This is a genomic window from Peribacillus faecalis, from assembly GCF_014712675.1.
Lineage (GTDB): Bacteria > Bacillota > Bacilli > Bacillales > DSM-1321 > Bacillus_AD > Bacillus_AD faecalis.
This window is the reverse complement of the sequence record NZ_JACXSI010000003.1, coordinates 63,785-78,312: the sequence shown is the minus strand read 5'-3', so window position 1 is coordinate 78,312 and position 14,528 is coordinate 63,785. Positions and strand designations below refer to the sequence as shown.

Below are 14,528 nucleotides of genomic sequence, written 5' to 3'. Positions count from 1 at the left end.
GCCATCCAAGTCAAGTGCAGAATCCACCCCGCCCCCCCTGTACATTTTTTGATCCTGCTTTCGTTTAAGAACAAGTTTGAATTAGAATTTCTAATTGTCATATCCATAATTTAACGCTTTACCCAATTAAAATACTAAAAGATTTCACATTTAATGTTTTCAAGTTATTCACATTACAAAATAGTGAATATATAATGAATTTAATTATTCTAAAATAATAAATTAAATTCAGATTAGGAGAACAATTATGGAGTTATTAGGCGTTTTAATCATAATAGTCGGCTTTGCATTAAAGCTCGATACTATTGCAGTAGTAGTTTCAGCTGGTATTGCAACTGGTCTTGTCGCTCATATGAGTGTTGCAGATATTTTAAATACATTAGGAGAAGCGTTCGTTACGAACAGGGTTACATGTTTATTCATGATCACAATTCCTGTTATCGGTCTTTCTGAGCGTTATGGCTTGAAAACAAAAGCAGTTATGCTAATTAAGAAAGCTAGCAATCTATCAACTGGTATTTTGTTAAGCGGATATACATTTATTCGTGAAGTAACAATTGGTATGGGTGTAACGCTTGGCGGACATCCGCAATTCGTTAGACCATTAGTAAGCCCAATGGCAGAAGGTGCATCGGTAGCGAAATACGGTAAAAAAGTAGAAGAAAAAGATATTGAGAAGATTAAAGCATATTCAGCAGCATCTGATAATATCGGTAATTTCTTTGCCCAAAACGTATTTATGGCAAACGCAGGAGTACTGTTGATTGCTACTACGTTAGAAGGATTAGGATACTCAATCGATACGCTACAAGTTGCAAAATATTCAATTCCAGTAGCGGTTATTGCGTTTGTGCTTTGGACAGCGCAAAATATTTTATTCGATCGCAAAATGAAGCTAAAATACGCTAACGCTGAACAAGAACAAGAAGAAACAACCGAAGTTAGAGGTGTTAAATAATGGATATCACTCAAATCTCTAATACGTTATTAGAAATATTTTATGCTATCATCGGTTTATTCATGGGAATAACGATGATCTTCACATTGAAAGATAAAAATCATAAAACAAGAATCGGTACTGCGTTATTCTGGGGAATTCTTGCGGCCGTATTCATCTTTGGAAACTACATTCCAAGCATGGTTGTTGGTATACTTGTCGTATTAATTGCAGTTTTATCAGCAACAAAGCAAATTAATATCGGTACTCTGAAACAATTAGATGAAACATTTACGACGTTAAAAGCAGAAAAATTAGGCTTGAAAATTTTCATCCCTTCACTAGCAATTGCTATTATTGCGATGCTTGTAGCAACATTTACAGAATTCTCAGGAACTGTGGCAATCGGTATTGCAGCAGTCTGTGCGATGATTATCGCATTTGTCATCACAAAAGCAAGTCCTAAAGAGTTCTTGGAAGACTCAAACAGAATGTATCAATCAGTTGGTTCATTTGCTATCTTGCCGCAATTATTAGCTTCATTAGGTGTTCTTTTCACAGCAGCTGGTGTAGGCGATAAAATCGCTTCTATTATCTCAAATGTTATTCCAGCAGGTAATGCTTTCGTAGGTGTGGCAACTTACGCAATCGGTATGGCTATCTTCACAATGATTATGGGTAATGCATTTGCTGCATTCGCTGTTATCACTGTAGGTATTGGTGTGCCGTTCGTATTCAATATCGGTGGCGATCCACTAATTATCGGAACGTTAGCATTGACTGCAGGATACTGCGGAACATTGATGACGCCAATGGCTGCTAACTTCAACATGCTCCCGGCAGCATTGCTTGAAATGAAAGATAAAAACGCAGTCATTAAAGCGCAAGCTCCAGTAGCATTAACATTATTAGCTGTTCACATTGTTCTAATGTACGTTTTAGGATTTTAATAATCAAGTATAGTTTGGCGGGGATGTTTCTCCGCCAAATGAACCTTTAGCAGAGGAGACCGACAATATGAAAGTATTATTAACAGGATTTGACGCATTCGGCGGGGAACCGGTAAATCCAGCTGAAGAAGCGGTAAAGATGGTAAGCGAGAACATTAAAGGCGCTGAGGTTGTTAAATTAATTATACCAACAGTTCAAACAAAATCTGTCCAAGCAATCGAGAAAGCTATTGAAGAGCATAAGCCTGATATTGTCATTTCAGTAGGTCAAGCTGGCGGGCGCTTCGATATCACGCCTGAACGGGTAGCAATCAACTTAGATGACTATCGAATCAAAGATAACGAAGGCAACCAGCCAATCGATGCAGCTATTCAAGAAGATGGCCAACCTGCTTACTTCACGAACTTGCCGGTTAAAGCTATGGTGAAACATATGAATGACAATCAAATTCCGGCAACTGTATCATATACAGCGGGAACATTCGTGTGCAACCACGTAATGTACGGCATTCTTTATATGATTGATAAAAAGTATCCGAACATTAAAGGCGGATTCATCCACATTCCATATATGACATCTCAAGTTATGGATAAGAAAAATATGCCGTTCATGTCATTGAATGAGATTGTAAGAGGATTAGAGCTTGCGATTGAAGCATGTGTTATGTATAACGAAGATATTAAAGCAATCGGTGGAGAAATCTGCTGATGAAACGCATCAATTTTTTTGTTTATGGAAGTTTGAGAGAAGGGTTCTTTAACTATAATAAATATTTGGACGGCAAAGTCATCGAGAAAAAAGATGCCAAGCTTGAGAATATGAAATTATATCATTTGCCGCATAAAGGTTATCCTGCAATCACTTTTGGTAAAGAAACGGTGTTCGGAGAAATTATGACGATAAATGAATCGTGCTATGAAGAGACCATGCGAGCGATGGATGAAATGGAAGGATTCATCAGTGAGCAAAATCCTGAGAATGAATACCATAAAGTCATTCTTGAGGTGGAAAATCTTCAGACGAACGAAAAGGAACAATGCTTTGTCTATTTCTATAATAAAGAAAATGATCAGCTTTTCGACAGCAAGGCGGTTTACATCCCGCACGGCGATTGGAAAGCATACATGCTGAATGAATTAACGCAGGAAGCATGATGGTTGAAAGATTTCACTTATGGTGAGATCTTTTTTTTTTGAAGAAAATAACGAGCAGTCAAGAGCACTGTTCGCTATTTTTGCGGCTCAATATATTTATGGCTTTTAACATAAAGGATAACGGTAAGAAGAAGCATACCCGCTACAACCCAAATGGCGTGTACATTGAAGTAGTGACTCGCGAGTGTTCCTATTAAGGCTCCTGATATGAAAGATACGATAATAAAGAAGAAGCCCCAAAATTTCTTTTTCTCCTTAGGATCTTTATTAGCAAAAGCGCCGTATGAAGCTTGAGCTGCCGTTCTAAGATTGCCGGTTGTAATGGTCGAGTTATAGCTCCAATTCCCCAGCTTATTAAAGGTGGCGATTTGCAGCGACGAGACGAATGCAATCGTCATTGTGACAGGCATATTAGGGAAGCTGGGAGGCAAAAAGCCGACGATGAACAATATAACGCACTCCACGAATAGAACCGCGCGGCGATGCTTATCAAGACGTTCCTTCATGTGAGCGGCAACTAATACCCCTGCGACAAATGAGATAAATGGAGGCACATTTTGAATAGCTCCATTAAACTCCGGACTGGCTGCTCTGACCGCGAATAAAACGGTATTGCCGGTTTGAGCCGTCGCAAATACACCATCCCTTGTAACATATGTATAGGCATCAAGAAAACCGCCGACCAAAGCCAAAATCATCCCCATCAATAAGGAGTCGGCAGTTAATACGTACCATCTTTTCAAGTTGTCTTTCATATTTTTAAAGCTCCTCATTTTCTGTGATTATCGCTTAACGAAATCTTTCCACGAGCAAACTGTTATTATTCAAACACATAAATCTTTGCTGTTATGTCCATTTTTAAAGTAAAGGAAAATTTATGGACAGCTGGGAGGAATATAAATGGAACCAATCGTTTTGCATTGGGTAGGGGCTTTGGCAGGTCTGGCTCTGGCCATCTTCTTGATTTTTAAAAAACTTAATCCTGTCTATGCGCTGTTCGCGGGAGCGCTCGTTGGCGGATTGCTTGGCGGGGCAAATATCGAGGATACAGTAAGTATAATTATTGCGGGTACAAATAGTGTGATGCCGGCTGTTGTCCGCGTATTAGCAGCGGGAGTTTTAGCGGGCATATTAATAGAATCGGGGGCAGCAGAAAAAATAGCGGAAACAATTGTAATAAAACTGGGGGAGAAAAAAGCGATATTGGCAATTACGCTCGCCGCGATGATCATAACGGCAGTCGGTGTATTTGTGACGGTGTCGATTATTATTGTAGCACCAATTGCTTTATCGGTAGCAAAAAGAGCAGGCATTCATAAAATGGCGATTCTCTTATCAATGATCGGAGGCGGGAAGGCCGGCAATATCATTTCTCCCAACCCGAATACGATTGCAGTGGCAAAAGGGTTCAATGTAGATTTAGCGTCTGTTATGGTATATGGATTCATCCCTGCAATAGCGGGTTTATTGACGACACTTATTGTTGCCAGGCTGATTAAAGGGAAAGGAGAGGAAATAGCGGAGGCAGATTTGAGCTTGGAAAGTTCAGAAACGGAAAAGCCAAGCTTTCTGACAGCGATGGTTGCTCCAGTAGTTGCAATTATTCTTTTGGGAATTAGCCCAATAGGCAATATATTAAATATAGAGGCACTAGCATCCTTTCAAATTGATTCAATGATTATTTTGCCCTTGGCCGGTATTTTAGGTTTGATTGCGATGGGAAAGGCAAGAAAAATAATTGACTATACGGCTTCAGGATTGAACAAAATGACTGGAGTTGCAATTCTTTTAATCGGTGCAGGAGCGATTGCCGGTATCATTTCGCAATCCGATTTAAGCGGAGTGATTGTTTCCGGCATCGAAGCGACCGGTATTTCCGGTACATTTTTAGCTCCGATTGCCGGAATCTTAATGGGAGCCGCTACTGCATCAACTTCGACAGGCTCAATTGTTGCAGCAGGTACATTTGGTGAGGCGATTTTAGCAATGGGTGTGGCGCCGATCAGCGCAGCGGTCATGGTACATACAGGTGCTACAGTTCTCGATCATCTGCCGCACGGAAACTTTTTTCATGTAACAGCTGAGTCAGTAAAAATGAATATACAAAACCGAATGGGGCTGATTCCGTATGAAACGATTATCGGTCTGAGTATGACAATCGTGGCAACAGTTCTATACGGATTTTTATTTTAAAAAAGAAAGGGTGTATGGAAGTGAAAATTGTGTTGGCACCGGATTCATTTAAAGAGAGCATGGCGTCAAAAGAAGCCTGCGAGGCGATGGAAAAAGGCATTAAGAAAGCGGCCCCTGACGCAACTTGCGTACATGTACCGATGGCTGATGGCGGCGAGGGGACGATGCAATCGCTTGTCGATGCAACCGGAGGGGAAATTCGTTCACTGCAAGTAACCGGTCCTTTAGGAAATCCGGTTATGGCTCAGTACGGTATTCTTGGTGATGGCAAAACAGGAATTATCGAAATGTCGAGCGCAAGCGGCATTCATTTAGTGCCGAGCGAGCAGCGAAATCCTCTAATCACAACGACGTACGGGACAGGACAACTTATTAAAGCTTGTCTAGATTACGGTGTCGAAAAATTATTGATCGGCATTGGCGGGAGCGCAACAAATGATGGAGGTGCAGGCGTGGTGCAGGCGCTTGGCGGCAAGCTTTTGGACCAGGATGGTAAGGAGCTTTGTTTTGGCGGAGGTGAGCTTAATAAGCTGCATATGATTGATTTAACGGAATTTGACCCCCGTATAAAAAATGTTGTTGTTGAAGTAGCCTGTGACGTGAATAATCCTTTGTGCGGCGAGAAAGGTGCTTCGCACGTGTTTGGACCGCAAAAGGGAGCAACAGCAGAAATGGTGCAAAGATTGGATGCTAACTTAAAACATTATGCGGGAATTATATATAAACAGCTAGGCAAGGATGTCATTAATGCGCCCGGCGCAGGAGCAGCAGGAGGATTAGGAGCTGGTCTGCTCGTGTTCTTAAATGGGACGCTGAAACGAGGCATTGATTTAGTCATTGAATATACTCGTTTAGAGGAAATCGTCAAAAATGGTGATATGGTTTGGACAGGTGAAGGTAGCATTGATTTTCAGACGCAATTCGGTAAAACGCCTTATGGTGTGGCAACTGTTGCAAAAAAATATAATAAGCCGGTCATTGCTTTTGCTGGTAGGGTCGGTGAAGACATTGATGTGCTTTATGAAAAAATTGACGCTGTGTTCGGCATTATACAAGGGGTCATATCTTTAGAGGCTGCTTTGAAACAAGGTCCGGTTAATTTGGAGAAAACGGCTGAAAATGTAATGAGGCTTGTTAAAATGTAGACTCTGTTATTTAAGAAAAAAGATTCTTGTTTTAGAACGAGAATCTTTTTTTCGTGGCTGTGTTTAAATGCACTTTATGCGAGTGAGCGTAGACTAATGTAAAATTCAGAAATATCAAACATAAAATTGGGTGTTTATCCTTTAATGATAAATGTTAAATGTGAATAAAATATGTATTTTTTATTAGGAATTTCACAAAAAAGCTTGCATCGAGGAAATAGAAGAGATATAATAATTTTTGTGAATCAGGTTACATGATTCGACAAATTATTCGACAATGTTCGACATGCGGGTGTAGTTTAATGGTAAAACCTCAGCCTTCCAAGCTGATGTCGTGAGTTCGATTCTCATCACCCGCTCCATAAAATAGGTACTAACGCAGTATTTCGTTACGAAAAGAGAACGAGGTATTGCGTTTTTTTATTGTCTTGATCTACTGTTGCTATTGATAAATCTTGAAATGCGCCTCGCCGCCATGTATGCTAATAAACGAATTCATAACAGATGAAGTCAGTTTTTCGGACTCATTGAATGATAAAGAAGGTCTTAAATAGATGAATTGGATAGCCCTGTTTGTCGATGAAGTCACCATTGTTCGATTCGAATCGATATAAGGGCTTCCGAAAGGGCCTTGACGATCTTGTGATATAATGATGTCTTTCATCGTATTATTTCGTTCATTGAGACCGAAATATGTATCTTCTTCAGTTCCGATAGTAAACGTGATATCGCCATCGATTTGGTTTAAGTCATAAATGCCGAACGGGCTCTGATATTGCAAAGAAAAGAAGTTGTTCAAATCAATTGCGGAATTGACAGTTGAAAGATAGTTTTGCTTCTTAATGCGTCGGTACAATGACTCGGCTGAATGACGGTAGCGCGATGGATCCGTTCCTGCAAGCTTAAAGACGGTACGCCATTCCTTAATGCCAGGGAAATCGGACAGTTCCTTTTCGTTAATGTCCATAAACAGTAACTCTTGAAAAAATTGAAGCCGTCCTCGCAGCATTTGCGGTGAATCTCCGACAGTTATATCTTTATAAATAATACATCCGATCTTAAATGAAGGGATTTTACTTTTAATAGATGAATTGATTGAAATGTTCATTTGGTACTCCTTGCATTTTTTTATATCTTACCATAAATCATAAACCGGAAAGGAGGAAGAAGCATGAACTATCAACAGTTAAAGCAAGATATCATCTCCTACAGTAAAGAAATCGGCATTGATAAAATCGGCTTCGCCTCAGCAGACCCGTTCACAGAATTGAAAAGCAGGCTTATTCGCCAGCAGGAATTAGGGTTTCAATCCGGCTTTGAGGAGCCTGATTTGGATAAACGGACAAACCCTGCATTGCTATTGGAGAGACCGCAATCAATCATCGCAATTGCGCTTGCTTATCCATCTAAGCTGACTGAGCATGTACAAGGGAAAAAGGGTGAGCGGCGCGGTATCTTCTGCCGAGCTTCATGGGGTGTCGATTATCATGTACTCGTTAAACAAAAGCTGCAAATGCTTGAGGACTATATATTAGAGCGGGTGCCGGACGCTCGTACGAAATCAATGGTTGATACAGGCGAGCTATCCGATCGCGCTGTTGCTGAAAGAGCAGGAATTGGCTGGAGTGCGAAAAACTGCAGCATTATCACGCCGGAGTTTGGGTCGTACGTGTATTTGGGAGAGATGATTACGAACTTGCCGCTTGAGCCGGACCAGCCGGTGGAAGATCAATGCGGCAGCTGCCGCAAATGTTTAGATGTTTGTCCTACAGGCGCATTGGTGGACGGTGGACAAATTAATGCGAAAATCTGTATCGCCTATTTGACGCAAACGAAAGATGTCATACCGGAGCAATATCGTAAAAAAATCGGCAACCGGCTGTATGGATGCGATAGTTGCCAAACAATCTGTCCTAAAAATAAAGGGATTGATTCTCACTTCCACGAGGAAATGGAGACTGAGGCTGAAACGGCTAAGCCTTTACTGACGCCGATTTTGAAAATGAGCAATCGTGAGTTCAAGGAGAAGTTTGGGCACGTCTCCGGCTCCTGGAGAGGCAAAAAGCCGATTCAGCGCAATGCTATTATTGCTCTCGGTCATTTTAAAGAGGAAGAAACTTTAGAGGACTTAGTTGAAGTGCTAAAAAAAGATCCGCGTGCAGACATAAGGGCGACCGCAGCCTGGTCAATCGGCCAGATTGCAAGCCCTGCTGCCAAAGATGCGTTGGAGCAAGCGCAGCAGAGGGAAGCCGAGGAAATTGTCCTCACTGAAATTGAACGTGCATTAATCAATAACCGCAACGCCTAGGCGTTAGCGGTTTTTTTATGCTTCACCGTGAAACGAGTGGTTAAAACTGGCCTTTGGTTCAATAAAAGGTGGAAAATGAAGCCGTAAAAGCCGAAAAATGACCAAAAAGCCAGCCAAATTTGCGGGTTAGAGCATGGAGAATCCTGATCTTTGTGAGACTCATAGTGTTTGCTGTTAAAAATAGCGCCATCGTGAGCAGAATAGCGTCGTCGGAGAAGAAGATAGCGCGGTGAGAGAAATTATAGCGTTGTCGCGGAAGAAGATAGCGCGGTGAGAAAAAATATAGCGTCGTCGAGATGGGGGATAGCGCTCTCGATATCAGATTAGCGTGGTCACCAAGAAAATAGCGTCGTCGGTTGGCAGGGAGATTACGCGTGAGCAGAGACAGGGCGGAGTGGCACTTTAAAACCGGCTTTTAATTCAAATAAAAGATAGAAAATAAAGCCGAGAAGGTCAAAAATTGACCGAAAAGCCACCCAAATGAGCATGCATAGCCTGGAAGAAGCATAATTTATGGAAGTTTTGTAGTGTTTGAGCTTAATATTGATGGCTGCAGAGCAAAAATAGAGCACGAGAAAAAAATATAGAGCGCCACACGGCAAAAATAGAGCGTGAGAAAAAAATATAGAGCGCCACACGGCAAAGATAGAGCGCGAGAAAAAAATATAGAGCGCCACACGGCAAAGATAGAGCGCGAGAAAAAAATATAGAGCGCCACACGGCAAAGATAGAGCGCGAGTAAAAATATAGAGCTCCACTTGGCAGGATAGAGCGTGAAAAAACGATATTGAGTGCACTCCATTGTTATAGCGCCAAAATCACATGGCATCATCTTTTCCAAAACGCATTCATATAATGGCATGTATAAGGGAGGGCTGCCTGTGACTAAAAGATTGGAGCAGTATCTTCAGGAGAGGTGCGACCGGTATGTCAGAGAGTTTGAAGAGCGAGATGATGCGGTTACGGCACTGAAAGTCGGTCTTTTGAAAGAACGGGGTGCGCAGATTTTGAATGTAAAGGCAAATGCGAGGAATATCAAACGCAGCGTACAGGGCAATCAAGAAATAATTAGATATGAGGCGCATTGGCAATACTTTATAAAGCAAAAAGACTTTTACTATATAGAAGAAGAAAACAAAAAAAGAATTGCTGTTTTTGAAGATGGTGAGTGCTTGAGCGAAACGGAAATCCAGGTGCCGCAACATCCCGATGTGCAGGAAGAGCTGCAATTAAAAGAAGCGCCGGATTTCAGGCAATACGAGTATAACCGTCTGAAAGCTGTACAATATGCAGAGAGATATTGGCAAGAGTACAATCCGGCGTATCATGCCTTCGAGGATGATTGCACCAACTTCATTTCCCAGTGCCTGCATGCGGGTGGAGTTCCGATGTGGGGGAAGCCGAATCGCGGTAATGGCTGGTGGTATAGCGGAAAAAGCTGGAGTTACAGCTGGACGGTTGCGCACGCCTTGAAGCTGCTTTTGCAGAGTCCAAAAGGCGGACCGAAAGCAACGAAGGTCTCATCGCCTGATCAGCTCGAGCTTGGCGATGTGATTTGCTATGACTTTGAAGGAGATGGGCGTACGAATCATACGACCATCGTCACAGCCAAAGATTATTTCGATATGCCGCTAGTGAACGCCCATACGTTTGATAGTCGGCAAAGATACTGGTCGTATGAGGATTCAACAAAGTATACGCCGCAGATGAAATACACATTTTTTCATATTGAGAACGATGAATAAGAAAAAACGTTACCTTTTTCATTTATGAATCTGCTCCATGATATTGCTTCATTGGAAAAGGAGCCATGCGGCAGGACTAAGACGAAACGGCCAGGAAACTCGGTTTTGGTTTCTTGGGTGGGGGGCTTAGGACCTTGCATGGCAGGTGAAAGGTTAGACAAGAAGAAAAACTGGAAAAACCATGATATAATCAATGAAGGTAAAATAAGTTAGAGGTGAACATTAGGTGGCAATACACGTAGTACTATTCCAACCAGAAATTCCTGCAAATACGGGCAACATCGCCAGAACTTGCGCAGGTACAGATACAACGCTTCATTTAATTCGACCATTAGGTTTCTCAACAGACGACAAAATGCTGAAAAGAGCCGGTCTTGATTATTGGCAGTTTGTAAATATCGTCTATCATGATTCTCTTGACGATTTTTATAAGTATACTGAAGGCGGACAGTATTTCTATATTACGAAATTCGGTCAGAAATATCATTCATCCTTCGACTACAGCAATATTGAACAAGACTATTATTTTGTGTTCGGGCGCGAAACGAAAGGATTGCCTCCAGAGGTAATCGAAAAGAATATCGATACTTGTCTGCGCATACCAATGAACGAAAATATTCGTTCACTGAACTTATCGAATGCGGCGGCTATCTTAATATACGAAGCGCTTCGTCAACAAAACTTCGCTGCGCTGAAATAAGAATACCGTCACCTACCTGGGTGACAATAGAAGAACCGGCTTGAGCAATTGCTTAAGCCGGTTTTTTTACAAGGTAAGAAAACTTTGTTGAACTATATGGCTGTCTACCCAAAAGCCTGCCATGCTCGGAGGCCTACAGGATGAAGGGGATATCAACGCAGACATTTGGACGTCGTTCTTCCTTACTTGCGGGTCGCTGCTACATTTCGGTTCTCGCATGTCTCCCTCCTTATTAATCGAGAAGAATCTAAGCAGCCTTCATGATGAAAAAGGACTCCGTTTTTTCTCTGTATAAAAGCAAGTTCAATGACAAAAATAGGAACAAGCGAGAATTGTAAAGGAGAGAGAACAACATGAAGACTGTAAAAGATGTGATGACGACAGATATTCAATTTTGCACGCCTTTGGATAATATGTATGAAGTTGCTGTGAAAATGAGGGATTACAATGTTGGCGCGATTCCAATCTGCGAGGATGGCAATCTGCTTGGAATGATCACCGACCGTGACATTGCGGTTCGCGGAACGGCCGAGAAGCATCCAGGTTCGACGAAAGTAACGGATATAATGAGTGATGAGCTGTATACAGGCACAGAAGATATGACAGTTGACGAAGCGGCTGAACTGATGGCGGAAAAGCAAATTCGCCGTCTGCCAATTGTAAAAGGAAAGAAACTGATTGGTGTAGTCTCGCTTGGGGACTTAGCTGTTCGGAAACTGTTTAGCGATGACGCCGGACGCGCGCTCAGCGAAATATCAGAGAGCCATGGAGAGATGCATCATTAAGAATAAAAACGTCTTTAGTCGCTGCACCTTGCTTGCGGGCCGATTCCACATTTCAGCGTTGACTTATCGAAGGGAGGTTGCCGAAGGGCAATAGGTGCTGGGCGCTGGAGCTGGACGCCAATACACTTGTTTTAACTTATACATAATGTGAAATTTTATAAGACAATAAGAAAAATCGTCACAGGTGTTAAGTTAGACAGCTAACTTAGTTCAATAATATATGCTTTTTTCGAAAAAGGACAAGTCAGTTCATGACATGTCCTTTTTCTGCTGCAATTATTTTGTAAACGGTTTATCGTTATACCCCGATGCAAAGATGGCGACTAAAAATGCAAGGCTGACTAATGAGATTAAGGTAATGCCCATTTTTTTATCCTCCTTTAAATGTTTAGAAATATGTAGATTTTAAATTTGTACTGGTGTCTAACCTTACACCTGCCATGCTTAGTCCTCCCGCATGTCTCCTTTTTCATCGAGGTGAATCTAAGAAGGATATTCATGATAAAAAAGAACCGGTGCTGGTTTTTCTATTCTAAACTTATCCACTTTTAACATATAAATCCATTATATAGGAGTTTTTAGGTTACTGAAAGATAAACTATGGCTTTTTTCGGACAATTAGGGCTTAGTTATTTTCGTAATCATGATTGCGGATTTGCGAGCATAGAGTAAGAGTAACATCTCTGAAAAAACCAGGGGAGGTTCCTTAAAATGGATATTTTAAGAAAAATCGAGAGATATAGAGAAGAAGAACAGAAGTTAAAGTGGGAAGGTACCTTCGCAGAATATTTAGAGCTAGTGAAAGAAAAACCTTGGATTGCTCAGTCAGCCCATTCGCGAGTTTACAATATGATCAAGGATGCTGGTATTGAAGAAATTGATGGAAAGAAAAGCTACCGTTTTTTCAGCAGCCAAATGTTCGGGTTAGAGGAGTCGCTTGAGCGATTGGTTGAGGAGTATTTTCATCCGGCGGCCAAACGGTTGGACGTCCGCAAGCGGATTTTGCTGCTGATGGGACCGGTCAGCGGCGGTAAATCAACACTTGTCAGTATGTTAAAAAGAGGGCTTGAGCAATATTCCCACACAGAACAAGGGGCAATTTATGCAATAAAATCGTGTCCTATGCATGAAGATCCATTGCATCTAATTCCTATGCATTTGCGCAATGATTTCTTTGAGGAGTACGGAATCAGGGTGGAAGGCAATTTGTCACCACTCAATATGATGAGGCTTGAGAAGGAATACGGAAACCGAATTGAAGATGTGATTGTTGAACGAATCTTCTTGTCGGAGGATAAGCGAATCGGTATCGGGACATTTAGCCCGTCCGATCCGAAATCGCAGGATATTGCCGATTTGACAGGAAGTATTGACTTCTCGACGATTGCGGAGTTTGGTTCGGAGTCCGATCCGCGCGCATACCGTTTTGACGGCGAACTTAATAAAGCTAATCGCGGGATCATGGAATTTCAGGAGATGCTGAAGTGTGATGAAAAGTTTTTATGGCACTTGCTTTCACTGACGCAAGAGGGAAACTTTAAAGCGGGACGGTTTGCGCTCATTTCAGCTGATGAGCTTATCGTCGCTCACACGAATGAAACGGAGTATCGCGCCTTCATTTCCAATAAGAAAAATGAAGCGCTCCACTCGCGGATTATCGTCATGCCTGTTCCTTACAATCTGAAAGTAAGTGAAGAAGAGAAAATTTATGAGAAAATGATTGGCGAAAGTGATGTGCGCGATGTCCATATTGCGCCGCATACATTGCGCGTTGCTGCGATGTTCACGATATTAACGCGCTTGAAAGAAGCGAAGAAAGGCGACATCGATCTTGTTAAAAAAATGAGGCTGTATGACGGTGAAAATGTCGAAGGCTTCAATGCTGCTGATGTCAATGAGCTGAAAAAAGAATACCAAGATGAAGGGATGTCAGGCATCGATCCGCGTTATGTCATTAACCGGATTTCATCGACAATCATACGCAAGGAAACTCCTTCAATTAATGCGCTTGATGTACTAAGAAGCTTGAAGGAAGGCTTGGATCAGCATCCGTCTATTACGAATGAGTTGCGGGAAAAATACTTGAATTACATTTCGCTCGCTCGCAAAGAGTTTGATACGATCGCCAAGAAGGAAGTACAGAAGGCGTTTGTGTATTCATATGAGGAATCGGCGAAGACATTAATGGATAATTATTTGGATAACGTCGAGGCGTATTGCAACAAGTCGAAACTTCGCGATCCGCTTACAGGTGAAGAAATTACGCCGGATGAAAAATTGATGCGCTCAATCGAGGAGCAGATTGGTATTTCGGAAAATGCGAAGAAAGCATTCCGTGAAGAAATTTTAATCCGTATTTCTGCTTTTGCCCGTAAAGGAAAACGTTTCGATTACAATTCGCACGACCGTCTGCGCGAAGCTATCCAGAAGAAGCTATTTGCCGATTTGAAAGATGTTGTCAAAATCACGACATCCAGCAAAACGCCTGATGAGCAGCAACTGAAGAAAATTAATGAAGTTGTGGCTCGTCTCGTCGATGAGCATGGCTACAATACAACGTCTGCGAATGAATTGCTGCGCTATGTAGGTAGTTTATTGAATCGATAAAGT

Annotated in this window: 13 protein-coding genes and 1 tRNA gene; 12 read left to right on the top strand and 2 right to left on the bottom strand. The window is 41.8% G+C overall.

The window, feature by feature from the left end; all coding sequences use genetic code 11:
* Window positions 1–247 precede the first annotated feature (247 nt).
* From IEO70_RS02165 to IEO70_RS02150, 4 genes are all read left to right on the top strand, one after another.
* A complete protein-coding gene (locus tag IEO70_RS02165; protein WP_190996720.1) occupies window positions 248–958 on the top strand; it encodes a DUF969 domain-containing protein in 711 nt (236 codons plus the stop codon).
* Window positions 958–1,887: a DUF979 domain-containing protein gene (locus IEO70_RS02160; RefSeq protein WP_190996719.1), complete on the top strand. Its 930-nt coding sequence runs from the start codon at window positions 958–960 to the stop codon at window positions 1,885–1,887. The genes IEO70_RS02165 and IEO70_RS02160 overlap by 1 nt, the downstream gene beginning before the upstream one ends.
* Window positions 1,888–1,954: 67 nt before the next feature.
* Window positions 1,955–2,596 carry a pyroglutamyl-peptidase I gene (gene pcp / locus IEO70_RS02155; protein WP_190996718.1) on the top strand — a complete coding sequence of 214 codons (642 nt, stop codon included), beginning with the start codon at window positions 1,955–1,957 and terminating at the stop codon, window positions 2,594–2,596.
* Window positions 2,596–3,042, top strand: coding sequence for a gamma-glutamylcyclotransferase family protein (locus IEO70_RS02150; RefSeq protein ID WP_190996717.1), 447 nt, complete (start codon window positions 2,596–2,598; stop codon window positions 3,040–3,042). Before pcp ends, IEO70_RS02150 begins: the two co-directional genes overlap by 1 nt.
* A 74-nt stretch (window positions 3,043–3,116) precedes the next feature.
* Here the strand turns inward: IEO70_RS02150 and IEO70_RS02145 are convergent, their stop codons facing one another.
* A complete protein-coding gene (locus IEO70_RS02145; protein ID WP_190996716.1) occupies window positions 3,117–3,797 on the bottom strand; it encodes a YoaK family protein in 681 nt (226 codons plus the stop codon).
* Window positions 3,798–3,942: 145 nt separating this feature from the next.
* Here IEO70_RS02145 and IEO70_RS02140 point away from each other — a divergent pair, with 145 nt between their 5' ends.
* The 3 genes from IEO70_RS02140 to IEO70_RS02130 all read left to right on the top strand — a co-directional run bounded on the left by IEO70_RS02140 (window position 3,943) and on the right by IEO70_RS02130 (window position 6,742).
* Window positions 3,943–5,235, top strand: coding sequence for a GntP family permease (locus tag IEO70_RS02140; protein WP_190996715.1), 1,293 nt, complete (start codon window positions 3,943–3,945; stop codon window positions 5,233–5,235).
* Window positions 5,236–5,249: 14 nt separating this feature from the next.
* Complete coding sequence (locus IEO70_RS02135) at window positions 5,250–6,380, top strand: glycerate kinase family protein (protein ID WP_190996714.1); 1,131 nt, start codon at window positions 5,250–5,252, stop codon at window positions 6,378–6,380.
* Window positions 6,381–6,668: 288 nt separating this feature from the next.
* Window positions 6,669–6,742 (top strand) — tRNA-Gly (locus IEO70_RS02130).
* Between the two features lie 80 nt (window positions 6,743–6,822).
* Here IEO70_RS02130 and IEO70_RS02125 read toward each other — a convergent pair.
* Window positions 6,823–7,488, bottom strand: a complete 666-nt coding sequence (locus IEO70_RS02125) for a B3/B4 domain-containing protein (protein ID WP_190996713.1) — start codon at window positions 7,486–7,488, stop codon at window positions 6,823–6,825.
* A gap of 63 nt (window positions 7,489–7,551) precedes the next feature.
* Between IEO70_RS02125 and queG the strand changes: the two genes are divergently transcribed.
* From queG to IEO70_RS02100, 5 genes are all read left to right on the top strand, one after another.
* The gene (gene queG / locus IEO70_RS02120; protein WP_190996712.1) at window positions 7,552–8,688 is read left to right on the top strand and encodes a tRNA epoxyqueuosine(34) reductase QueG; all 1,137 of its coding nucleotides are present in this window, start codon (window positions 7,552–7,554) and stop codon (window positions 8,686–8,688) included.
* Between the two features lie 881 nt (window positions 8,689–9,569).
* The gene (locus IEO70_RS02115) at window positions 9,570–10,433 is read left to right on the top strand and encodes an amidase domain-containing protein (protein WP_190996711.1); all 864 of its coding nucleotides are present in this window, start codon (window positions 9,570–9,572) and stop codon (window positions 10,431–10,433) included.
* A 226-nt stretch (window positions 10,434–10,659) separates the two neighbouring features.
* Window positions 10,660–11,133 (top strand): tRNA (uridine(34)/cytosine(34)/5-carboxymethylaminomethyluridine(34)-2'-O)-methyltransferase TrmL, encoded by a 474-nt coding sequence (gene trmL, locus IEO70_RS02110; protein WP_190996710.1) that lies wholly within the window; start codon window positions 10,660–10,662, stop codon window positions 11,131–11,133.
* 353 nt (window positions 11,134–11,486) lie between these two features.
* Entirely contained in the window at window positions 11,487–11,918 is a 432-nt protein-coding gene (locus IEO70_RS02105) for a CBS domain-containing protein (protein ID WP_190996709.1), read from the top strand.
* Between the two features lie 711 nt (window positions 11,919–12,629).
* A complete protein-coding gene (locus tag IEO70_RS02100; RefSeq protein ID WP_190996708.1) occupies window positions 12,630–14,525 on the top strand; it encodes a PrkA family serine protein kinase in 1,896 nt (631 codons plus the stop codon).
* Window positions 14,526–14,528 lie beyond the last annotated feature (3 nt).